Source organism: Paraburkholderia dipogonis (genome assembly GCF_046027395.1).
Classification (GTDB): domain Bacteria; phylum Pseudomonadota; class Gammaproteobacteria; order Burkholderiales; family Burkholderiaceae; genus Paraburkholderia; species Paraburkholderia dipogonis_A.
The window spans coordinates 26,095-48,226 of sequence record NZ_JAQQEG010000040.1 but is presented as its reverse complement, the minus strand read 5'-3'; the positions used below and the strand labels follow the sequence as shown (position 1 = coordinate 48,226).

At 62.9% G+C, this 22,132-nt stretch carries 20 protein-coding genes; 14 read left to right on the top strand and 6 right to left on the bottom strand.

Going from position 1 to position 22,132, the window contains the following annotated elements:
- Positions 1-63: 63 nt before the first annotated feature.
- The 7 genes from PQR32_RS32555 to PQR32_RS32525 all read left to right on the top strand — a co-directional run bounded on the left by PQR32_RS32555 (position 64) and on the right by PQR32_RS32525 (position 6,802).
- Positions 64-804 carry a GntR family transcriptional regulator gene (locus PQR32_RS32555; protein ID WP_408236931.1) on the top strand — a complete coding sequence of 247 codons (741 nt, stop codon included), beginning with the start codon at positions 64-66 and terminating at the stop codon, positions 802-804.
- Between the two features lie 333 nt (positions 805-1,137).
- Entirely contained in the window at positions 1,138-2,619 is a 1,482-nt protein-coding gene (locus tag PQR32_RS32550) for an NCS1 family nucleobase:cation symporter-1 (RefSeq protein ID WP_408204290.1), read from the top strand.
- Between the two features lie 26 nt (positions 2,620-2,645).
- The gene (locus tag PQR32_RS32545; RefSeq protein ID WP_408236929.1) at positions 2,646-3,512 is read left to right on the top strand and encodes an aspartate/glutamate racemase family protein; all 867 of its coding nucleotides are present in this window, start codon (positions 2,646-2,648) and stop codon (positions 3,510-3,512) included.
- Positions 3,513-3,739: 227 nt separating this feature from the next.
- Positions 3,740-4,690: an allantoinase PuuE gene (puuE, locus tag PQR32_RS32540; RefSeq protein ID WP_408204292.1), complete on the top strand. Its 951-nt coding sequence runs from the start codon at positions 3,740-3,742 to the stop codon at positions 4,688-4,690.
- Positions 4,687-5,208, top strand: a complete 522-nt coding sequence (gene uraD / locus PQR32_RS32535) for a 2-oxo-4-hydroxy-4-carboxy-5-ureidoimidazoline decarboxylase (protein ID WP_408176129.1) — start codon at positions 4,687-4,689, stop codon at positions 5,206-5,208. Before puuE ends, uraD begins: the two co-directional genes overlap by 4 nt.
- Positions 5,209-5,279: 71 nt before the next feature.
- Positions 5,280-6,293 (top strand): allantoicase, encoded by a 1,014-nt coding sequence (alc, locus tag PQR32_RS32530; RefSeq protein ID WP_408236926.1) that lies wholly within the window; start codon positions 5,280-5,282, stop codon positions 6,291-6,293.
- Complete coding sequence (locus PQR32_RS32525) at positions 6,290-6,802, top strand: ureidoglycolate lyase (protein WP_408236923.1); 513 nt, start codon at positions 6,290-6,292, stop codon at positions 6,800-6,802. Before alc ends, PQR32_RS32525 begins: the two co-directional genes overlap by 4 nt.
- 115 nt (positions 6,803-6,917) lie before the next feature.
- Here PQR32_RS32525 and PQR32_RS32520 read toward each other — a convergent pair whose 3' ends face one another.
- The 4 genes from PQR32_RS32520 to uraH form a co-directional block, all read right to left on the bottom strand.
- Entirely contained in the window at positions 6,918-8,267 is a 1,350-nt protein-coding gene (locus tag PQR32_RS32520; protein WP_408236920.1) for a type II toxin-antitoxin system HipA family toxin, read from the bottom strand.
- A complete protein-coding gene (locus PQR32_RS32515) occupies positions 8,264-8,530 on the bottom strand; it encodes a helix-turn-helix domain-containing protein (RefSeq protein ID WP_408236917.1) in 267 nt (88 codons plus the stop codon). The genes PQR32_RS32520 and PQR32_RS32515 overlap by 4 nt, the downstream gene beginning before the upstream one ends.
- 267 nt (positions 8,531-8,797) lie before the next feature.
- Positions 8,798-9,991 (bottom strand): urate hydroxylase PuuD, encoded by a 1,194-nt coding sequence (locus PQR32_RS32510; RefSeq protein ID WP_408236914.1) that lies wholly within the window; start codon positions 9,989-9,991, stop codon positions 8,798-8,800.
- Between the two features lie 337 nt (positions 9,992-10,328).
- Positions 10,329-10,682, bottom strand: a complete 354-nt coding sequence (gene uraH, locus PQR32_RS32505; protein WP_408236911.1) for a hydroxyisourate hydrolase — start codon at positions 10,680-10,682, stop codon at positions 10,329-10,331.
- A gap of 538 nt (positions 10,683-11,220) precedes the next feature.
- On the opposite strand from uraH, the gene PQR32_RS32500 reads away from it, so the two are divergent.
- Positions 11,221-12,618 carry an 8-oxoguanine deaminase gene (locus PQR32_RS32500; RefSeq protein ID WP_408236908.1) on the top strand — a complete coding sequence of 466 codons (1,398 nt, stop codon included), beginning with the start codon at positions 11,221-11,223 and terminating at the stop codon, positions 12,616-12,618.
- A gap of 60 nt (positions 12,619-12,678) precedes the next feature.
- On the opposite strand, the gene PQR32_RS32495 is transcribed toward PQR32_RS32500, so the two are convergent.
- Entirely contained in the window at positions 12,679-13,611 is a 933-nt protein-coding gene (locus PQR32_RS32495) for a LysR substrate-binding domain-containing protein (RefSeq protein WP_012433318.1), read from the bottom strand.
- A 251-nt stretch (positions 13,612-13,862) separates the two neighbouring features.
- Between PQR32_RS32495 and PQR32_RS32490 the strand changes: the two genes are divergently transcribed.
- The 4 genes from PQR32_RS32490 (at position 13,863) to PQR32_RS32475 (ending at position 18,784) form a co-directional block, all read left to right on the top strand.
- Positions 13,863-15,464: an ABC transporter ATP-binding protein gene (locus PQR32_RS32490; protein ID WP_408236904.1), complete on the top strand. Its 1,602-nt coding sequence runs from the start codon at positions 13,863-13,865 to the stop codon at positions 15,462-15,464.
- A 75-nt stretch (positions 15,465-15,539) separates the two neighbouring features.
- Positions 15,540-16,646: an ABC transporter permease gene (locus PQR32_RS32485; protein WP_408236901.1), complete on the top strand. Its 1,107-nt coding sequence runs from the start codon at positions 15,540-15,542 to the stop codon at positions 16,644-16,646.
- 44 nt (positions 16,647-16,690) lie between these two features.
- The gene (locus PQR32_RS32480) at positions 16,691-17,620 is read left to right on the top strand and encodes an ABC transporter permease (protein WP_091793648.1); all 930 of its coding nucleotides are present in this window, start codon (positions 16,691-16,693) and stop codon (positions 17,618-17,620) included.
- 69 nt (positions 17,621-17,689) lie between these two features.
- A complete protein-coding gene (locus PQR32_RS32475; RefSeq protein ID WP_408236898.1) occupies positions 17,690-18,784 on the top strand; it encodes a BMP family ABC transporter substrate-binding protein in 1,095 nt (364 codons plus the stop codon).
- A 120-nt stretch (positions 18,785-18,904) separates the two neighbouring features.
- Here PQR32_RS32475 and PQR32_RS32470 read toward each other — a convergent pair whose 3' ends face one another.
- On the bottom strand, positions 18,905-19,111 hold the full coding sequence (locus tag PQR32_RS32470) for a dodecin (RefSeq protein ID WP_012433313.1): 207 nt from the start codon (positions 19,109-19,111) through the stop codon (positions 18,905-18,907).
- Positions 19,112-19,266: 155 nt separating this feature from the next.
- Between PQR32_RS32470 and PQR32_RS32465 the strand changes: the two genes are divergently transcribed.
- Together PQR32_RS32465 and PQR32_RS32460 are read left to right on the top strand one after the other, a co-directional pair.
- On the top strand, positions 19,267-20,313 hold the full coding sequence (locus PQR32_RS32465; protein ID WP_408236895.1) for an NAD(P)-dependent oxidoreductase: 1,047 nt from the start codon (positions 19,267-19,269) through the stop codon (positions 20,311-20,313).
- Between the two features lie 83 nt (positions 20,314-20,396).
- Positions 20,397-21,989 (top strand): ABC-F family ATPase, encoded by a 1,593-nt coding sequence (locus PQR32_RS32460; protein ID WP_408236892.1) that lies wholly within the window; start codon positions 20,397-20,399, stop codon positions 21,987-21,989.
- Positions 21,990-22,132: the final 143 nt, after the last annotated feature.

The window sequence follows — 22,132 nt, the reverse complement described above, 5'->3', positions numbered from 1 at the left end:
GACAAAAATTGTTGACAATTTTTATGTCCATCCTATGATGGCCTACATACCGAGACGAACATCATGTCCGACACAGAGTCCGCAGCCGCGAATAGTTCGAAACCCGAAGCGATCGCCGAGCGCATCCGCGCCGCGATCCTCGAGCATCGGCTCGCGCCCGGCTCAAAGCTGACAGAAGCGCAGTTGTGCGAAGTATTCGGTGTGAAGCGCGGCCCGATCCGGCAGGCGCTGACGCAGTTGGCGACCGACCACCTCGTCGATCTCGAACCGAATCGCGGGGCGTTCGTCGCGAGCCCGTCGCTACAGGAAGTGCACGAAGTGTTCGAGATGCGACGCATCATCGAGCTGGCGGTGGTGGAAAAGATTTGCACCGGTCACGGCATGCGGCGTTTGAAGAGCATCGGCAGCATGATCGGCCGGGAACGCAAAGCGTTCGAAACACGTGATTTTCCGGCATGGATTCGTCTGTCGGGCGAGTTTCACACTGAATTGGCGGGACTCACTGGGAACGCCGTGTTGTGCGACTGTCTGAACGGTCTGGTGGCGCGCTCCACGCTGATTTCCGCGCTGTACGAGTCGCTCGGACGCAGCCCATGCTCGTTCGAGGACCACGAAGCCATTCTCGCCGCGCTCGACGCCGGCGATGCAAAAGAGGCGGCGGCCTTGATGTCGCGCCATTTGCAAAGCGTCGAGTTGAAGATGCTGGACCGCCCCGCACGTGGCGCGGCCGATCTGCATGAAGTGTTCGGCGCACTCAACGGTGCAGCCAGAGATTCATCGAAGACAAAGTCCGCGCCAGGCTGAGGCAGGCGGCCGGCGTGCGCCCGTTGCCGGTGCGCGCCGCACTGAATTGAACTGAACCAATCAAGCGTTGCAAGGCGGCTCGGCGTGAGCGCTGCCGGCTTGTGCACGCGTGTCCGCCGCCGGGCGACGGACCTCGGGTAGTAACGCATCGCCGGACTTCGCGGCTGCTGGCGGTGCGATAACCACAAGTACTTCAAGTACGGAGACATCCGCGGCACGGCCGGACAGACGCGCCAGGACCCTCGATTCATACGGACGAGGAGGGCACGACTGGCATGGCCGATGCAACGTCCTTCGATTCGCTATCGACGGTCCCTATTCCCAGGAGGAATCATGGCTCAGTTCAGTGCAGCGCCCGGCAATCCCGCAATTCCCACTTATGCAGACGACGGCGCGCCCAGCGAACCGTCGATGCCCGCAGGCTACAGCGACCGCCTCTACAACGAGGATCTCGCGCCGTTACGGCATCAAACCTGGGGCGCCTACAACATCTTTGCGTTCTGGATGTCGGACGTGCACAGCGTTGGTGGCTACGTGTTCGCGGGCAGTCTGTTCGCGCTCGGCCTGACGAGCTGGCAAGTGCTGATCGCGCTACTCGTCGGCATCACGATCGTCAACCTGTTGTGCAACCTGATCGCCAAGCCGAGCCAGGCGAACGGCGTGCCGTATCCGGTGGCGTGCCGCGCGACCTTCGGCGTGCTCGGCGCGAATATTCCCGCGGTGATTCGTGGCCTGATCGCGGTCGCGTGGTATGGCATTCAGACCTATCTGGCGTCGAGCGCGCTCGTGATCGTCGTGTTGAAGTTCGTTCCACAATTACTGCCTTACGCCGATGTTCATCATCATGGCTTCATGGGACTCTCGACGCTCGGCTGGACTGGTTTCATGCTGCTGTGGGTGTTGCAGGCACTGGTGTTCTGGCACGGCATGGAGACCATCAAGAAGTTCATCGACTTCGCCGGTCCCGCGGTCTACGTGGTGATGTTCATTCTCGCGGGCTACATGGTGTATCGCGCGGGATGGCGCAACATCGGCATCAACCTGGGCGGCGTCAAATATCACGGCATGCAGGTCGTGCCGGTGATGATCACGGCGATCTCGCTGGTGGTGTCGTATTTCTCCGGACCGATGTTGAATTTCGGCGACTTCTCGCGCTACGGCAAGAGTTTCCGCAGCGTGCAGCGCGGCAACTTCTGGGGGCTGCCGGTCAACTTTCTGGCCTTCTCGCTGGTGACGGTGATCACGACCGCGGCCACGCTGCCGGTGTTCGGCGAACTGATCACGGATCCGGTCGAAACCGTGGGCCGTATCGACTATCCGACTGCGGTGATTCTCGGCGCGCTGACTTTCACGATCGCGACTATCGGCATCAACATCGTCGCCAATTTCGTCTCGCCGGCTTTCGACTTTTCGAACGTGGCGCCGCGCCTCATTAGCTGGCGCATGGGCGGCATGCTCGCAGCGGTGGCATCGATCTTCATCACGCCCTGGAATCTGTTCAACAACCCGGCCGTGATCCACTACACGCTCGACGTCCTCGGCAGTTTCATCGGACCTTTGTACGGTGTCCTGATCGTTGATTACTTCCTCGTGAAGCGTCAGAAGATCGTTCTGGACGATCTGTACACGGTCTCGCCCACCGGTTCATACTGGTATCGCAACGGCGTCAACTACCGGGCTGTTGCCGCGCTGCTGCCGGCCGCAGTAATCGCGGTGATCTGCGTGATGGTCCCGGCACTCGACGGTATGGCGAATTTTTCGTGGTTCATCGGCGCTGGTCTCGCTGCGCTGTTCTATCGCGTTCTCGCACGCTGAATTTTGCAGACGCAACAGGAGTCGATATGCGCATCAAACTGATCAACCCGAATACGACCCAGCGCATGACGGAAGCGATGGGCCGCTGCGCGCGGGAAGTCGCTGCGCCGGGCACCGAAGTCATCGCGGTCAATCCGACCATGGGGCCGCCGTCGATCGAAGGCTATTACGACGAAGCGCTCGCCACGCCGGGCTTGCTTGCCGAAGTCGCCGCCGGTGAGCGCGAAGGCTGCGACGGCTACGTGATCGCCTGTTTCGGCGACCCAGGCCTGTACGCCGCGCGCGAGCTGGCGCGTGGCCCGGTAATCGGCATTGCCGAGGCGGCGATGCACGCGGCCAGCGTGCTGGCGCCGGGCTTCTCCGTGGTGACCACGCTGGCGCGCACGTGCGGCATGGCGTGGCACCTCGCCGAGCGCTACGGCATGAAGCGGTTTTGCCGCAACGTGCGCGCCACCGACGTCGCCGTGCTCGATCTCGACAAGCCGGGCTCGGCGGCGCGTCGCATCATTCTCGATGAATGCCGGCGCGCGCTCGCGGAAGACGGTTCGGACGCGATCGTGCTCGGTTGCGCGGGCATGGCCGAATTGTGCGCGGAGATCGAAGACGCGCTCGGCGCGCCGGTGATCGAGGGCGTGACAGCCGCTGTGAAGTGGACCGAGGCGCTGGTCGCGCTGCGTCTCTCGACGGCCAAACGCGGTGATTACGCGCGGCCGCTGGCCAAGCGCTACGACGGCGCGCTGGCATCCTTCAGTCCGACTGACGTCGATCCGAATCCGCTTGCGCCGCGCGGTTCTGCTGTCATTTCCGCCGCCAATGCGCCGGAAAAAGCAGGGACGGGCGATTTATTGCGGGTAAACACTACAGAACCGGGACCGCACATACATTCAGTCTGACACGCACTATCTGGCCGGGTGTATGGGCGCACCCGGGTGTTTTCGCTACACTGGTCCAACTCGGCGCGGGCTGCCTGAAAGGCTTTTTTCTGCGGCTTTCGGTACTGCTTCTGGTGTTTTTCCACCCGCGCCCGCGTGAGTCGTTTGCACTCAGCACACAAGCTCACGCCAACGCCACGTGAGTTCCGCGCGAATTTTACGTACCGTCACCACGCTTTCGTCAAACCATGCCACTCGACCCGAACTACCCACGCGATCTGATCGGCTACGGCCGCCACCCGGTGCAGGCAAACTGGCCGGGTCGAGCGCGTGTCGCGGTGCAATTCGTCCTCAACTACGAAGAGGGCGGTGAAAATTGCGTGTTGCACGGCGATCCTGGCTCGGAGCAGTTTCTGTCGGAAATCGTCGGCGCCGCATCTTTTCCGGCGCGCCACATGAGCATGGAGTCGATCTACGAATACGGATCGCGCGCGGGTGTCTGGCGCATCCTGCGTGAATTCGAAAAGCGCGGCCTGCCGCTCACCGTGTTCGGCGTCGGTATGGCGGTCGAACGGCATCCGGAGCTGGCGCGCGCGTTCGTCGAACTGGGTCATGAGATTGCCTGCCATGGGTATCGATGGATTCACTATCAGGACATGGCGCCGGAGAAAGAAGCGGAACACATGCGCCTAGGTATGGAAGCGATCGAGCGCGTGACGGGCGAGCGTCCGCTCGGCTGGTACACCGGCCGCGACAGTCCCAACACGCGTCGCCTGGTCGCTGAATACGGCGGTTTCCTGTACGACTCGGATTACTACGGCGACGATCTGCCGTTCTGGATGGACGTGGACGTGACCGGCGGCGCGAAAGTGCCGCAACTTATCGTGCCGTACACGCTCGACACCAACGACATGCGCTTCGCGAGCCCGCAAGGCTTCAACACAGCGGACCACTTCTTCACGTACCTGCGCGACGCATTCGACGTGCTCTACGAAGAAGGCGACGAAGCGCCGAAAATGCTTTCGATCGGCATGCACTGCCGTTTGCTCGGACGCCCTGGGCGTTTTCGCGCGCTGCAACGTTTTCTCGACCATATCGAACAGCACGATCGCGTGTGGGTGACGCGGCGCGTCGATATTGCGCGCCACTGGCGCGAACATCATCCTTATCAACAAAACAACCGCGGGGCTGCGGCATGAAGGCGATGCAATACACTCTGGACCAACTCAACAGCACCTCGACCGACGCGTTCGTGGCAGCGCTGTCGGGCATTTTCGAGCACTCGCCGTGGGTCGCGGAAATCGCCGCGCAACAACGGCCTTTCGCCAGCATCGACGAGTTGCATCGCAAGATGTCGAACATCGTCGAGACGGCCGGCGAAGAGAAGCAACTGGCGTTGATCAACGCTCACCCGGAGCTGGCCGGCAAGGCCGCGGTGCGCGGTGAACTGACGGCCGAATCCACGCGTGAGCAGAGCGGCGCCGGCCTCGCGCAATGTACGCAGGAAGAATTCGACAAACTGCTCGCGCTGAACGCCGCGTATCGCGAGAAGTTCGGCTTTCCGTTCATCCTCGCTGTGCGCGGCTATGACCGTCACGGCATCATCGCGAACTTCGAGGCGCGCGTGAACAACAGCCGCGCCGACGAACTGCGCGCGAGCCTCGATCAGATCTACCGTATCGCACGTTTCCGGCTCGACGACCTGATCGACGCGTAAGGTTTTACCGCGCGTCGCGGACCTCGAACCGAAACGTTTTTTCAGCACTGACTAATCTAAGGAAGACAAAGATGGCACTCCCGATTCTCGATCCCAACGCACCGGAATTCACGCGCCGCTATGTGAATCTGGCGGACCCGCGCCTGGGCGCGCAGGCGCTCGAGTCCAGCGACGATTTCTTCGCACCGAAGGAACGTATGCTGAATCCGGAGCCGGCCGTCTTCATTCCGGGCAAGTACGACGACAACGGCAAGTGGATGGACGGCTGGGAAACGCGCCGCAAGCGCGCCAACGGCTATGACTGGTGCGTCGTGAAGCTGGCGCGTCCGGGCGTGATCAAGGGTCTCGATCTCGACACCAGCCACTTCACGGGCAACTTCCCGCCGGCGGCGTCGGTAGAAGCCGCGCGCGTGGTGGACGGCGTGCCGAACCAGTCGACGCAATGGACCGAAATTGTGCCGTCGACCACGTTGCAAGGCAATAGCCACCACTATCATGAAGTCAGCGACGCAAACGCCTATACGCATCTGCGCGTGAACATCTATCCGGACGGTGGTATCGCGCGTCTGCGTGTGTATGGTCAACCGCAAGTCGACTGGGCCGGCGCGAGCCGCACGGAGCAGTTCGATCTGGCCGCGATGGAAAACGGCGCGTATCTGGTCGCGGCGAACAACCAGCACTTCGGCGCTGCGTCGACGATCCTGATGCCGGGCCGTGGCGTGAACATGGGCGACGGCTGGGAAACGCGCCGCCGTCGCGAACCGGGCAACGATTGGGCGATCGTCGCACTGGCGCAGCCGGGCGTGATCAGGAAGATCGAAGTCGATACGGCGCACTTCAAGGGCAACTATCCGGACCGCTGCTCGATTCAGGCCGCGTACGTGACGGGCGGCACGGACAGCTCGCTGATCACGCAAGCCATGTTCTGGCCGGTGCTGCTCGGCGAACAGAAGCTGAAGATGGACAACCAGCACTATTTCGAAAGCGAAATCGCGGCGCTGGGTCCGGTGACGCACGTGCGCTTTAACATCATTCCGGACGGCGGCGTGTCGCGTCTGCGTCTGTGGGGCACGCTCGCATCATGAAAACGCTCGCGATCGAACCGTTGACGAAGGAAGCGTTCGCCGCATTCGGCGACGTGATCGAACTCGAAGGCGCGAAGCAGATTCCGATCAACCTCGGCACGACGATCCGCTATCACGATCTCGCGAAAGTGGACGTCGACGACGAGAATGGCCGCACGCTCGTGAACCTGTTTCGCGGACAGCCGCGCACGCTGCCGTTCGAAGTGAAGATGCTCGAACGGCATCCGCTAGGCAGCCAGGCGTTCGTGCCGCTGAACGACAAGCCGTATCTGGTGGTCGTGGCGCCGGCGGGCGAGCTGGACGCGTCGAAGATTCGCGCGTTCGTGACGAGCGGCTGGCAGGGCGTGAACTACGCGAAGGGCGTCTGGCACCATCCGCTGATCGCGTTGGGCGACGTGAGCGATTTTATCGTCGTCGATCGTGGCGGGGATGGACTCAATCTCAATGAGCAGGATCTTGCGGAGTCGTTGTGGCTCACGGAAGATGCGTTGAGCGCGGTGGCTGTTTGAGGTTTCCGCTTTAACGTAGCGTTCAGGTCGACGTAAAGAAGCTCACAGCATGATAAATGCTGTGGGCTTTTGTTTTGGCGGATCACAAGGGCAGCGTACTTTGGTCGTTGAGCGTCTAGCCACGCTTGCCAAGAAGCGGCGAACGCCCAATCACCTCACGCGCGCGTTCCGCCGGTTCCGGCGCGGAAAAACCCGCGGCTTCGATTACCGGCTTGAGTCCTTTGAACGGGAGGCTCTTCTTCGGCGAGCGCAAGGACGCCATGCCGTCGTCCCAGGCGTGAAGCATGTGCTTCGCGACGGCGTGCCATTGCGGTTCGTTGCGCGCCGCTTCGATCAACTCATGACCGACGGCGACGGCCGAATCGCACAACGCCTCGACCATCTGCGCGTATTGCCGTGGCGCGATACCCGTGCGCGTGTTGAAAAAACGCTCCAGCGTTTTGCCGGCCGCCCAGGTTTTGCGGCCGTCGATCGGCAAGCCCGGCGGATTGGCTGCGAAGCGCGGGTACGCCTGCGTTGTGACGATGTCGTAGACGGGCGTGAACGCGACATCATCGACCGACGTATAGAACAACGCCACATTCTTCGTATGACAATCCGCGTTGCGTACGACGTAGTTCGTTAGTAAATGCCAGCCGAGGTGTTCGAGTTGCAGCCGCATGGTGTCGCGATCGAGCAGATAGGCTCGCGCGGCGTTAAGCATTTTCTCGCTGGTCGAGTTGTATTTTTCGTGTGGCGGCAAACCCAATAGACCGCACATGTCTTCGACGCCGTAGGCCGGCAATCCCTGTGCGTCGACGTCGAAGCGTTCGACGATCAGCGCCCGGCCATCGTCCGACATCTGCGTGCGCGCGACCGGCGCGACGCCGAGCCGTTCCAGCACGCGCATGGAATAGAACTCGTTGAAGCCGAGAAACGGCGTGTTGTCGTCCGAGCCTTTGACGATGTGGCGGCTCGTCCGGATGGTCGGTTTGCCGAGCGGCATCGGCGTGGGCGCATGTGAGACATCGCCCTGAGGCGCGATGAACTTCGGCACGGCGCCCGAGATGGCGGCCCGCGCATACTCGCGCACGAGCCGCGCGAAATGCTTAGCGGTATTGTCGCCGTGCAGAATGTCCTGCACATCGAGCGCTTGCAGTTCCGTGCCCGGCGCGACGCCTTCGGGTGTCACGGTGACGCGGCCGATCCCCATGGCGCCGACCACGGCGAGCAGTGACAGGTCGGTGCCGTCGAGCAACGGTCCGAATTGCTCGCGGATCAGATTCAGCAGATAACCCTCCGGCAGGTTCTGCCGGAAAAACGGATGCAGATCGCGCGGCCAGCGCCAGGCCTCTTCACGCACCGGCATGGTCAGACTGACGAAGTCCGCCGCGCTCGCGTCGCGGTTGTATTTAAGGACGTAGTCGTCGCGCTCGCGAAATAGCGTGGCGACGTTCTTGCCCAGTACCTGAACGTCGAGCCTCATGAGTTCGCGTCCGGATTACGTTGTTCGGCGAGGATGTCTTCGAGCGTGCGCCCGTGTCCATGCGCGACGAACTTGAGGTCGTAGCCTGCCGCTTCGAGCAGGCGCACGAGCACGGACACGCTCATATCGTTTTTGGCGAGTGTTTCCATACGCGCGACGGTGGTGCGCGCGACGCCTGCCCGGTGCGCCAGTTCCTCTTGCGACAGATTGCTTTCGCGGCGCACGGCCTTCAGCATGCCCGATACATCGGCGAGGTTGGTCATTTGTAGCCCCACGGCATCAATTTCGACGAATTCATTGATTATTGTAGCCTATAAGACACAAAATTGTTGGTGGGATTTGTGCCTTACGGGCTACATTTCAATCGAGTTCGGCTATTTTGCAGCCCGCAGGCTACAAAATAGCCGAACTCGCCTTTGAGGAGCCGACCCGGACGCGGCCAAAGAAAAGCGGGCTTCCCGCTCGCGCGAAAAGCCCGCTTCATGTTGCTTCATCCATCGCCGCGCCGGGCAGCACGCCCGGCCCGGTCATTACTTCACCGCGCCACCTTCGAACCAGGCGGCGATCTTCATCCGCTCCTCGTCGGTCATGTGCGTCACGTTGCCGAGCGGCATGGCCTTCAGCGTCACCGCTTGCTGATAGATCCGCTGCGCGTTCTGCGAGATTTCATCCGGCGTATCCAGCAGCACGCCGGCCGGGGCGCTGCCCATCATCGTCGGATGCGCGGAGTGGCAAGCCACGCAGCGCTGCTGCAGCACCGGTGCGATGTCGGCCACCTTGACCGTCGGCGCGTTCGCCGCTTGCGCTTGCGGCACGATCGGCTTCGGCATGGTCCAGAAGAGGGCGCCGAACATCAGCGCGATGCCAACCAGCGGCAGATACCACAGCACCTGGCCACGGTGACGCATCACGAAGAACTGACGGATCAGCGCGCCGGCCAGCATGATGACCAGAAGCACGGCCCAGTTGTACGGATGCGTGTAGGTCATCGCGTAGTGGTTCGACAGCATCGCGAACACCACAGGCAACGTGAAATACGTGTTGTGCACCGAGCGTTGCTTGCCGCGTTTGCCGTAGATCGGATTCGGCGTGTCGCCCTTGAGCATGGCTTCGACCATCTTGCGCTGGCCCGGAATGATCACGAAGAACACATTGGCCGACATGATCGTTGCCAGCATCGCGCCCATGATCAGGTAAGCCGCGCGGCCCGCGAAAATATGGCACGCGAGCCACGCCGCGATCAGCACGTACACGCCGACGCAGATGCCGAGCACCTTGTCCTTGTTGCCGAGAATGCGACACAGCGAGTCGTACACGATCCAGCCGGCGGCAAGGAAGCCGAGCGCCGAGGCGACGGCGACCACCGGACCCATATCCAGCACGTTCTTGTCGATCAGGTAAGTGCTCGGCGAGAACAGATACAGCACGGTAAAGAGACCGAAGCCCGACAGCCACGTGGTGTACGACGGCCACTTCGACCAGTGCAGATCGTCCGGCATTTCCGGCGGCGCGACGGTGTACTTCTGCATGTTGTAGAAACCGCCGCCGTGTACGTGCCACAGTTCGCCGAACACGCCGCGCTTGCGCTGGTTCGGGTCTGTCGGCGGTTTCAGGCTGTTGTCGAGCGCGACGAAATAAAACGATTCGCCGATCCAGGCAATCGCGGCGATGACGTGAAACCAGCGAATCGCCAGATTCAACCAGTCTGTGATAAAGCCTTCCATGAAACTCCTCCACTTCTGATTCGTTGTACACGCAATGACGTTGTATGCCTTCTAAAATCCGGCTGACGGGCCGTTGGCAGGGCAGAACGTCACTGCGCAGACTGCGGGGTGAAGACGCGATGCGCTCAGTTCGCACAGCGCCGTTTTTTATTGGCTCGTCGGTTGGGTCGCGTACGGGTCAAATCGGGTCGAGCCGCATGCGTTCGATTGCGTTTCGCGGGTGCTCGCATGCGTCTCCAGGAGCATCTGCGCAATGCAATCGAGCGCGACCGGTATGCTGCGCGAGCTCGACGCCGCTTTGTCAACACCTTTCCCACACCTCCCGGCAGATGTCTCCTTAGCTGCCGCGATACGTGCTGTACGACCACGGCGACACCAGCAGCGGCACGTGATAGTGCGCGCTGGAATCGGCCACGCCGAAGCGCAACACGACGCGATCGACGAAGCGCGGCTCCGGCACCTTGGTGCCGATCGACGCGAAGTAGTCGCCGGCGCCGAACACGAGTTCGTATTCGCCCGCGACTAGCGCCTCGCCTTCGAGCAGCGGCTGGTCGCAACGACCGTCGTCATTGGTGGTGATGGTTTTGAGCGCGCGGCGCGTATCGCCTGAGAGCGCGAAGAGTTCGACCTTGATGCCCGCGCCGGGACGGCCGTTCGCGGTGTCGAGCACATGGGTAGTGAGCTTTCCCATTCGCAATTTTCCTTATGTGAATGCGAGGTTTCGGCGGCAGCCCGATCCAGATACGTTTGCGGCGGATCGAGGCTCCACGTCAGTGGCTACATACCCGTCGGCGAATTGAAGCGAGCGCCGTGACAGCCATTGTAAAAAGGTTGTTCCGTTCAGCGCGCGCGAGATAGGAAAGATAATAGCTGGCGCATGACGGACAGCCTGCCGAAAGCCGCAAAGAGCCGATTCCTTCGACTATTACAGCGCATTTGCCTTACCGGCGGATCGTACCGGCGCCAAAAAACGCCCACTATATCGACAGCGTGAAGTCGGGTATCGCACTGGCGTGAGTTGTCAGCATTATTTTGGCCGTCGAAGGTTACGTCTGTGCGTTGCAGCAAACACGGATCGACGACGATTCAGCCGCGGCGCACACCCGAAGACGGCGGATACACGCTGGGTAACCGGGCCAACGGCGTTCGACGGGACGCGGCGGCACGGTGGCGTGCCGTTACATCGCGTTCGAACGGCTTTGCACGGAAGCAATGAAGCGGAGAAACGAATGACGATGGAACAAGCGGCTAATCAAACGAATAAGCCCAAAAAAACGATGCTGGTGAAGCACGCGGACGTGCTGGTCACGATGGACGGCGCCCGGCGCGAACTGCGCGACGGCGGCCTGTATATCGAGGACAACCGTATCGTCGCGGTGGGACCGACGGCGGATCTGCCGCAAACCGCCGACGAAGTGCTGGACATGCGCGGACACCTGGTGATTCCGGGCCTCGTGAACACGCACCACCACATGTATCAGAGCCTGACGCGCGCGATTCCCGCCGCGCAGAACGCCGAATTGTTCGGCTGGCTGACCAACCTCTACAAGGTGTGGGCGAACCTCACACCGGAGATGATCGAAGTCTCGACGCTGACGGCAATGGCCGAGCTGTTGCTGTCCGGTTGCACGACTTCGAGCGACCACTTGTATATCTACCCGAACGGCAGCCGGCTCGACGACAGCATCGCGGCGGCGCGCCGGATCGGCATGCGTTTTCACGCGGCGCGCGGCAGCATGAGCGTGGGGCAGAAAGACGGCGGCTTGCCGCCGGATTTGGTGGTCGAACGGGAAGCGGACATTCTGAAGGACACACGGCGCCTGATCGAGACATACCACGACGAAGGGCGTTACGCGATGCTGCGTGTGGTGGTCGCGCCATGCTCGCCGTTCTCGGTGAGCCGCGACCTGATGCGTGAATCGGCGGTGATGGCGCGGCAATACGGCGTGTCGATGCATACGCACCTGGCGGAGAACGTCAACGACATCGCGTATAGCCGCGAGAAGTTCGGCATGACGCCGGCGGAGTATGCGGAAGACCTCGGCTGGGTCGGTCACGACGTGTGGCATGCGCACTGCGTGCAACTCGATGACGCGGGCATCGAACTGTTCGCGCGCACCGGCACTGGCGTCGCGCATTGTCCGTGTTCGAACATGCGGCTCGCGTCGGGTATCGCGCCGGTGAAGCGTATGCGTCTGGCGGGCGTGCCGGTGGGCTTGGGCGTCGACGGATCGGCGTCGAATGACGGCGCGCAGATGGTCGCCGAGGTGCGTCAGGCGCTGCTGTTGCAGCGAGTCGGCTTCGGTCCCGATGCGATGACCGCGCGCGAAGCATTGGAAATTGCGACGCTCGGCGGCGCGAAGGTGCTCAATCGCGATGACATCGGCGCATTGGCGCCCGGCATGGCGGCGGACTTCGTGTCGTTTGATTTGCGTCAGCCCCTCTTCGCGGGCGCCCTGCATGACCCCGTCGCGGCACTCGTCTTCTGTGCGCCGTCGCAAGTGAGCTACAGCGTGATCGGCGGCAAGGTGGTCGTGAAGGAAGGGCAGTTGACGACGCTGGAACTCGGACCGGTCATCGAGCAGCATAACCGGTTGGCGAAGACGCTTTACGAAGCAGCGGCCTAACGTAACGTGAAGGAAGGGACGGGTTACCGGCAACTGCCGATAACCCCGTAGAACAAAGACTTAAGGCTTGTCGATCAACGTCTTGGTCGCCTCGGCGACCAGACTGCGCAACCAGCGCACCTCATCGGAGTAATGCACGCGCTCGTGCCACAGCTGGTAGTACTGCATCGGCGGGAAATCGAGCGGTGCGGGCACGACCGTGAGCGGCAGGAACTTGGCGTAGTAATCGGCAAAGAGGCGCGTCGTCGTGAAGATCAGATCGGACTTGATCAGCACATACGGCGCCAGATTGAAGTACGGCAACGTCACGACCACATGGCGCTTTAACCGCTCGCGCGCGAGATGCACGTCGATCGCGCCGCGCTGGCCCACCGAATAAGGAGTAGGCGCGAGATGCGGCGCATTCAGGTACTGGTCGAGCGTGAGGCCGCCGCGTTTGGCGAACGGATGCGCGTTGCTCATCAGGCAGACGATCTGATCGACGAACAGGTTCGACAGGTGCAACTGCTCCGGCGGCTCCGGCCAGTTGCCGACCACGATGTCGAGCTTGCCGTCCTCGAGCGCGAGTTCGTAGTCGAAGGCCGGTCCCAGCGAGTGAAACTCGAGCGTCGCGTTCGGCGCGGCCTGGCGAAAGCGTTCGACCACCGTCGGCACGAACAGCACGTTCAGGTAGTCCGGGCAGCCGATCCGGTAGCAACGGATGGAGGTGGCCGGATCGAAGTTGTGTTGCTGAAACTTGATGCGTTCGATCTCGCGCAGCGCGTTCTGCACCGGTTCGAGCAGGCGCAGGCCGTACTCCGTCGGCACCATGCCGGATTTGCCGCGCACCAGCAGCGGGTCGCCGGTGATGTCGCGCAAACGGCGCAGCGCCGCGCTGATGGCAGGTTGCGATTGATTAAGTTTGACGGCCGCGCGCGTGACGCTGCGTTCCATCAACAGGGTGTGCAAGACGCGTAATAGATACGTATCGATCGCCTCGCGTTGCTGACTCATGACTTCTCCGAAATATATGTTCTGGCTGATCGAACGGGCGTGGGGGTATATGACTTTTAATATGAACGAAAGGCCGCGTCAAGGGTGGGATACCCGCAGAGCGCGCTACGGCGCGGGTTTGCGGGGAATTTTGGCGGCTCGACTGACTGGGTCGAATTAGGTATTGTCATCCGGTTGTGGTGACGGATCGGCCGCCGGCAAGGTGGACGGACGCGCTGTAACCGGCAGTCACTGACGTACTACGGAATCACATGAGCGACTCTTCTTATAGCGACGGCGCCGCCGCGCAGCCGGCAGACAGGCCGGAACAGGCGGCGCCCCGGTTGATGCTTCAGGGCATCACCAAACAATACCCGGCCGTGCGAGCCAACGACGACGTCACGTTGATCGTCGCCCCGGGCGAAATCCATGCCGTGCTCGGCGAGAATGGCGCCGGCAAAAGCACGCTGATGAAAATCATCTACGGCGCGGTGCGGCCCGACGCCGGCGAGATCCGCTGGGAAGGTCAGGCGGTCGAGATCGCCAACCCCGCGGCGGCGCGCAAGTTGGGCATCGGCATGGTGTTCCAGCACTTTTCGCTGTTCGAGACGCTCACGGTCGGCGAAAACATCGCGCTCGCACTCGACGAACCCTTCGATCTGAAGACGCTGTCCAAACGCATCCGCGAAGTCTCGGCCGACTACGGCCTCGATATCGACCCGCAGCGTCACGTGCACAGCCTGACGGTGGGCGAGCGGCAGCGGGTCGAGATCGTGCGTTGCCTGCTGCAGAACCCGCGTCTGCTGATCATGGACGAGCCGACTTCGGTGCTGACACCGCAAGCGGTCCGCAAGCTGTTCGAGACGCTACGGCGACTGGCCGCCGAAGGCTGCAGCATTCTCTACATCAGCCATAAGCTCGACGAAATCCAGGAACTGTGCGACACCGCGACGGTGATGCGCGGCGGCCGCGTGACCGGTCACGTAAAGCCGAAGGGCGAAACGCATGCGTCGCTCGCGCAGTTGATGGTCGGCCATTCGCTGCCGGATTACACGCGGCGCGAACACAACCCGGGCGTGGTGCTGCTCGACGTGAAACAACTCTCGGTGGAAAGCGACGACCCGTTCGGCACCTCGCTGCGAGACGTGTCCTTCGGCGTGCATGCGGGCGAGATCTTCGGCATCGCGGGCGTCTCGGGTAACGGGCAGGCGGAACTGCTGTCGGCGCTGTCCGGCGAGAAGCGCGGCGTGCGCGCCGACGCGGTCACGATTTGCGGCAAGGCGGCGGGGCGCCTCGGCGCGGGCGGGCGGCGCGCGCTCGGCTTCGGCTTCGTGCCGGAAGAGCGCCTCGGCCGCGGCGCGGTGCCGGCCATGACGCTGTCGGAAAACGCGCTGCTCACCGCGCATCGTCAGCAGATGGTGAGCTCAGGCTGGATCAAGGCCGGGGCGATGCGCGCGTTTGCGAAGCGCTGCATCGACGCTTTCGACGTGCGCTGCGGCGGCTCAGAAGCGCTCGCGCAAAGTCTGTCGGGCGGCAATCTGCAGAAATACATCATGGGCCGCGAGATTCTGCAGGCGCCCAAAGTGCTGGTGGTCGCGCAGCCCACATGGGGCGTCGACGTCGGCGCGGCGGCGTTCATTCGCCAGCAATTGCTCGATCTGTCCGCGCGCGGCGTGGCGATTCTGGTGATCTCGGAGGAGTTAGAAGAGTTGTTCGACATCTGCGATCGCATCGCGGTGCTCGCAGGCGGCAGACTCTCGCCGGTGCGCGCCACGGGGGCGACCAACGCCGAGGAAATCGGCCGCTGGATGGCGGGCCTGTTCGGCGACCGCGAGGGCTCGGCGCCTTCGGCGGAACAACCGGCGCATGCCTGAGCGGGCGTCTGTCTCGCGAATACGCGTGACGTCGCCCGGCATCAGAACGAGAACCATATAAATCACACGCTACCCATGATTCTTCCGTATCGACTCGAAGCACGCACGACGCCCTCGCGCACCATGCAGCTCGCCGTGCCGCTGATCGCCGCGTTGCTCACTCTCGCGATCGGCTTTCTGATCTTCAGCCTCGTCGGCCGCGATCCGTTGCAGGCGATGCACGCGTTTTTCATCGAGCCGCTGTCCAGCGTGAACGGCTGGTCCGAACTGCTGCTGAAGGCGTCGCCGTTGTGCCTGATCGGCCTCGGTCTTGCCATCGGCTATCGCGCCAATGTCTGGAACATCGGCGCCGAAGGGCAGATGCTGCTCGGCGGCATCGCCGCAAGCGGCGTCGCGATCTATTTCGATCAGGCCACCGGCTGGTGGATTTTGCCGACCATGATGATCGCCGGCGTGCTCGGCGGCATGGCGTGGGCGGCGATTCCGGCGCTGCTCAAAAGCCGCTTCAACACCAACGAGATTCTCGTCAGCCTGATGCTCACCTATGTGGCCACGCAACTGCTGATCTACCTCGTGAGCGGCCCGTGGCGCGACCCGCAGGGCATGAACTTCCCGCTCTCGGAGATGTTCAGCGGCGACGCGCTCTATCCGACCTTCTCCGGCGACTGGCACTGGAAATGGCTGCGCGGCACGCGTCTGAACGCATCGGTGTTCGTCACGCTGATCGCGATTCCGCTCGTGTGGGTTTTCATGCGCAAGAGCTTCGCGGGCTACCGCATGAACGTCGGCGGTCTCGCGCCGCTCGCCGCGCGCTACGCCGGCTTCTCCGACAAGAAAACCATCTGGACGTCGCTTTTGATCAGCGGCGGACTCGCGGGCCTCGCTGGCATGGGCGAGATCTCCGGTCCGATCGGCCAGCTGCAGGCTACGTGGTCGCCGGGTTATGGCTTCACGGCAATCATCGTCGTGTTCGTGGGGCGGCTGCATCCGCTCGGCATCGTGCTCGCAAGCCTGCTGATGGCGCTGCTGTATCTCGGCGGCGAAGCGGTGCAGACCTCGATGCAGTTGCCGCAGGCGCTTTCCGGCGTCTTCCAGGGGCTGTTGCTGTTCTGCCTGCTGGGCGCCGACCTGTTCGTGAACTACCGCGTGCGCCGACGTACGCTGGCCGCCCAGGCTCACTGACTCGCCCACAGCTCATCGTTCACTGATTTTTGCGCCGGATCCAAATGGACATTCAACAAGCCAGCTCGCTCACGTCGAGCGCCGTCACCGCCGCGATTCCGCTGATGTTCGCGGGCGCGGGCGAACTCGTCACCGAAAAATCGGGCGTCCTCAACCTCGGCGTCGAAGGCATGATGCTGATGGGCGCGGTGACCGGCTATGCGGTCACCGCGATCACCGGCAACCCGTGGCTCGGCGTGCTCGCCGCGATCGGCGCCGGTCTCGCGATGTCGCTGCTGTTCGCGTTCCTCACGCTCACCATGCTCGCCAATCAGGTCGCCACGGGCCTCTCGCTGACGATCTTCGGCATCGGCCTCTCGGCGTATGTCGGCAAGCCGTACACGTCGGCCGCGGTGCGCGCGACCATCGACACGTGGACCATTCCCGGCCTCTCGAAGATTCCGGTGCTCGGTCCCGCGTTCTTCAGCCTCACGCCGCTCGATTACCTCGCGTTCCTGATGTTCGCGGTGATCGGCTGGTTCCTGTACCGCACGCGCGCGGGTCTGGTGCTGCGCTCGGTTGGCGAATCGCCGCAGGTGGCGCACTCGGTCGGCTTTCCGGTGGTCGGCGTGCGTTACGGCGCGGTGGCGTTCGGGGGTGGGATGGCCGGGCTTGCTGGCGGCTACTACTCGATCGTGAATCTGCACTTGTGGCAGGAGCAGCTCACCTCGGGCCGCGGCTGGATCGCGCTCGCGCTGGTCGTGTTCGCGACGTGGCGCCCTGGGCGCCTGCTGATCGGCGCGCTGCTGTTCGGCGCCGTAACCGGCTTGCAGTTCTACGCCCAGGCGATCGGCGTACCGGTGCCGACGCAATTCCTCGCGATGCTGCCGTACGTCGCGACAGTCGTCGTGCTGGTGCTGATCTCGCGCAATCCGAACACGATCCGTCTGAATGCGCCGGCCTCGCTGGGCAAGCCGTTTTTCTCGGCAGGCTAGTTGACCAACCCGTTGACCGACCATCGATCCCGCTTTTCACATCATTCGATAAACACGACAGGAGAAAACATGAAGAGAAGAAATCTGCTGACCGCTTTCGCTTGGGGCGCGGCCTCGCTGGCGCTCGCCGCGCCGCTCGCGCAAAGCGCGCAGGCCGCCGACGCGCCGGGCGTCGCATTCGTCTACCTCGGCAATCCGGGCGACGCCGGCTGGACTTTCGCGCACGACCAGGGCTCGAAGGAAGCGGAAGCGAAGTTCGGCAACAAGATCAAGATCACGCGCATCGAAAACGTGCCGGAATCGGCCGACTCCGAGCGTGTTTTCCGCGATCTGGCGAATAAGGGCAACAAGATTATCATCGGTTCGAGCTTCGGCTATCAGGACTTCGAACTGAAGGTCGCGAAGGATTTCCCGGACACCGTTTTCCTGCACGCAACCGGCTACAAGAAGGCGCCGAACTTCGGCACCTATGACGTGCGCATGTACCAGGGCGCATACCTGGCCGGCGTCGCCGCGGGCTACGTGACGAAGACCAACACGCTCGGCTTCGTGGCGTCGGTACCGATTCCCGAAGTGATCCGCAACATCAACGCGTACACGCTCGGCGCGCGCTCGGTGAATCCGAAGGTGCACACCAAGGTCATCTGGATCAACAGCTGGTTCGATCCGGGCAAGGAGAAGCAGGCGGCTGAGACGCTGATCGGCCAGGGCGCCGATGTGCTGCTGCAAAACACCGATTCGAGCGCCACGCTCGCCACGGCCTCGGCCAAGCACGTGCACGCGTTCGGCTGGGATTCGGACATGAAGAAGTTCGGTCCGGACGCGCACCTCGGCTCGGTGGTCGCGCACTGGGGCGTGTATTACAACGCGGCGATCCAGCAGGTGCTGGACGGCAAGTGGAAGAACGATCCGGTGTGGTGGGGCATTCCGCAGAAAGCCGTCAACCTCGAAGATCTGAACACGTCCGCGATTTCGGCTGACGCCCAGAAGCAGGTCGCGGCCAGGCGCGACGAGCTGGCGGGCGGCAAGTGGGACGTGTTCACGGGTCCGCTGAAGGATCAGTCCGGCGCGGTGAAGGTGCCGGCCGGCAAGACGCTGACCGATCCGGAACTGCAACGCCTGAACTGGTATGTGGAAGGCGTGGACGGCACGTTGCCCAAGTAACGCCGTCAAAGGTCGACCATGCGGCGGTCTCAACCGCTGCTTCAAGGAGCTGCGTCCAGTACGGACGCAGCTTTTTTTCGCCTTGGGTTTTCGCGCGCCGACGGCCCGGCTGCTGACGCGTCAGTCGATGCGCAAGCCGACCTTGATAGTGACCTGCCAGTAAGCCACCTTGTCGTTTTCGATCTGGCCCCGCGTTTCCGTCACTTCGAACCAGTGCAGATTGCGCAGTGTTTTCGACGCTTTCGCGATTGCCGTGCTGACGGCGTCATCGCTCGATTTGGTCGACGAGCCGGTCAGTTCGATCTGTTTGTAGACGTGTTCGGACATGGACTTCCTCCTTTGATCTTCGTTGGTGTTCAAAAAGTATAGGCAACGTAAGCGCCTCGAACGGCCCTCGCGTGAGCGAGTCATGCCGCACATGCCGTGCCCGGTATGCGGTGGCGGGACGCCGCCGTTATCATGTCCGCGCAACTCAATCTGACATGCGACGAGGTTCGAAAGTGGAAATTGGTTTTTGCGGTCCTGGTTTGATGGGCGCGCCGATGATCCGGCATCTGCTGCGCGCGGGGCATACGGTGCATGTCTGGAATCGCACGCGGGCCAAGGCGGAAGTGCTACTGGCCGACGGCGCTCAACTGGTCGACACGCCGCGCGAACTCGCCGCACGGTGTGAAGCCGTGCTGCTGTGCGTGGCGGACGCGGCGGCGGTGGAGGACACCGTGTTCGGCGCCGCCGGTCTCCTGAGCTCCGATGCGCCCGTATCGGGTCGGTTGCGCTGGATCGTCGATCACTCCAGCATCCCGCCGGCCGCGACGCGCGCCTTCGCGCAGCGCGCGGCGGCGCTGACGGCGGTTCGCGCGGACGGCGCGGACGCGGGCGCGGACGCGGGCGAGGGCGAGGGCGAGGGAGAGGGCGAGGGCGCGGGCGCGGACGCGGGCGAGGGCGAGGGCGAGGGCGCCGGCGTGGGCAAGGCTGCCGGCAGCGTCGGCTGGATCGACGCGCCGGTGTCGGGCGGTGTGGCCGGCGCGACGGCCGGCACGCTGGCGGTCATGGCGGGCGGCGCTGCAGCGGACATCGAGGCCGTCAAACCGCTGCTGAGCGCCTACGCGTCGCGTGTCACGCACATGGGCGACGTCGGCGCGGGCCAGACCGCCAAGCTGTGCAATCAGACCATCGTCACGGCGACGCTGGCCGCGATTGCCGAGGCGGTGAGCCTCGCGCAGCGCAGCGGCCTCGACGCTTCCCGGCTGACCGAAGGTCTTGCCGGCGGCTGGGCCGATTCAGTGCTGCTGCAGACTTTCGTCCCGCGCATGACGCAAAGCGGCCTCGCGCCGATCGGTGCGTTCCGGACCTTTCAGAAGGACATCGACACGGTGGCGGCCACCGCGTACGAGACCGGCACGCCGATGCCGGTGTCGTCGACGGTCCAGCAATTGCTGCGGCTCGGCGCGGCGATGGGGCTCGGCGAGGCCGACCTGTCGGCCTTCATCGACGTTTTGCAAACGCCGCGCGGCAGCCCAGGCCAGTAGCGCGACGGGCGCGCGGGTTGAATTCGCGATAACCTGCTAAAATATTGGGTTTTTCGCCGATATCACATTCAAAGGGACGCGCCGTGCTGTCTACCGCCAATATCACCATGCAATTCGGGCCAAAGCCCCTCTTCGAGAATATCTCGGTCAAATTCGGGGGAGGGAACCGCTATGGCCTGATTGGTGCGAACGGCTGCGGCAAGTCCACCTTCATGAAGATACTCGGCAGCGATCTGGAGCCGAGCTCGGGCAACGTCATGCTCGAGCCGAACATCCGCCTCGGCAAGCTGCGCCAGGATCAGTTCGCGTACGAAGACGTGCGCGTGCTCGACGTCGTGATGATGGGGCACGCCGAAATGTGGGCCGCCATGACCGAGCGCGACGCGATCTACGCGAACCCCGACGCGACGGACGACGACTACATGCACGCCGCCGAACTCGAAGCGAAGTTCGCCGAGTACGACGGCTACACCGCCGAAGCGCGCGCGGGCGAACTGCTGCTCGGCATCGGCATCGCGATTGAAGACCACAACGGCCCGATGAGCAACGTGGCGCCGGGCTGGAAGCTGCGCGTGCTGCTCGCGCAGGCGCTGTTTTCGAAGCCGGACGTGCTGCTGCTGGACGAGCCGACCAACAACCTGGACATCAATTCGATCCGTTGGCTGGAAGACGTGCTCAACCAGTACAACTCGACGATGATCATCATCTCGCACGATCGACACTTCCTGAACCAGGTCTGCACGCACATGGCCGACATGGACTACGGCACGCTGAAGGTCTATCCGGGCAACTACGACGACTACATGCTGGCGAGCACACAGGCGCGCGAGCGTCAGCAGAACGCCAACGCGAAGGCGAAGGAACGTGTTGCCGATCTGCAGGACTTCGTGCGCCGCTTCTCGGCGAACAAGTCGAAGGCGCGTCAGGCCACCAGCCGTCTGAAGATGATCGACAAGATCAAGATCGAGGAATTCAAGCCGTCGTCGCGGCAGAATCCGTTCATCCGCTTCGAGTACGAGAAGAAGCTGCACAACATCGCGGTGGTGGCCGACAAGATCTCGAAGAAGTATGAGCGCCAGATTTTCAACGACTTCAGCATTAGCGTGCAGCCGGGCGAGCGTATCGCGATCATCGGCGAGAACGGCGCGGGCAAGACCACGCTGCTGCGCTCGCTGCTCGGCAAGCTGACGCTCGATCACGGCACGGTGAAGTGGGCCGAAAACGCGAACGTCGGTTACATGCCGCAGGATACGTACGAAGAGTTTCCGGACGACCTCACGCTGATGGACTGGATCGACGGCTACCGCCAGGAAGGCGACGACGAGCAGATGGTGCGCGGCACGCTCGGCCGGCTGCTGTTCAATGCCGACGACATCCGCAAGTCGGTCAAGGTGCTCTCCGGCGGCGAGAAAGGCCGCATGATCTGGGGCAAGCTGATGCTGGGCCGCCACAACGTGCTGCTGATGGACGAGCCGACCAACCACATGGACATGGAATCGATCGAGTCGCTGCAGATCGCGCTCGACAAGTTCGAAGGCACGCTGATTTTCGTGTCGCACGACCGTGAGTTCGTGAGCGGCCTGGCGAATCGCGTCATCGAAGTGAAGACCAATGGCACGTTGAATGACTTCGGCGGCAATTACGAAGACTTCCTGTTGAGCCAGGGCGTGCAGTAAGCACGGCTGACCTGCTCACCGCATCACGTCGCACCGCAAAGCCCGCTTCTTCGAAGCGGGCTTTTTTCATGGCGCGCTTCGCGCATCGGCCTTCTCCGGCGCGCTGGTTAGAATAGAAGACCATTCCGGAGACACAGACAGGG